1 protein-coding gene is annotated in these 801 nt (G+C 59.3%); it reads right to left on the bottom strand.

The genetic code is table 11. The annotated features are described in order from the left end of the window. Positions 1-491: 491 nt before the first annotated feature. A partial coding sequence (locus tag PSO31014_RS22530; RefSeq protein WP_217424937.1) for a hypothetical protein occupies positions 492-801 on the bottom strand: 310 nt, incomplete at its 5' end.

Below are 801 nucleotides of genomic sequence, written 5' to 3' on the forward strand. Positions count from 1 at the left end.
CATACCAACTCCTCGTCTGAGCTGAGGAGCCATTATCTCTAGATTTGATTGGTACGAAATTTTCAGGGCAGGTCACGTCCAGAAGACCGGGTTCATTAACGAATCGGGGCATAACATGGTGATGCGCGTGCTCGTGCACAAACGGCGTCCCGTGATCGTGACGATGCTTGGTAGCGACACACCGGAAGGCTCCCGCCTCGATGGCGTGCGCATCGCCCATTGGTTGTCGTGCTCGTTGCGATGACGCGCGGCACGCGCGTGTGAAGGCGCCCGCTTCAACGGCGCGCGCATTGTCCATTGGTTGTCTTGCTCGTTGCGACGACGCGCGTGTGATTGCTGGCGCGGTTGGCATATCTGAGTGAGACTGCGCCTTGGCGTCTGCGGGTGGTCCAGCGTTCTAAGACGTCAATCGCGAGAAGCCACGCGCCGACGATAACGCTGTCCGATCACCCAGCGCATCGGGACAGTTGAGGCGCCCCATTCTGAAACAGCTAAGCAGACGTCAGTCGCGAGAGGCCATGCGCGGACGATAACGCTGTTCCATCTCCCGGCGCATTGAGAAAGTCGAGGCGCCCCATTTCAGCAATGGCATCCACCGAAAACCGGCCGGCGAGCTGGTTCCGAAATGGTGGATTGGTCAGGGGAAGGTCAGTCAGATCAAGCTCACCCACCACGCGCTTGGCCTCGAGCCGCGCAGCCGCGCCGGCGCTGGGCGATATCGCCGCAGAAAAGCAAAAACCCCTTGCTACACGAGTTAGCAAGGGGTTTTTAGGGGGAGCCTGACGATTACCTACTTTCACA

Source organism: Pandoraea soli, assembly GCF_902459595.1.
Classification (GTDB): domain Bacteria; phylum Pseudomonadota; class Gammaproteobacteria; order Burkholderiales; family Burkholderiaceae; genus Pandoraea; species Pandoraea cepalis.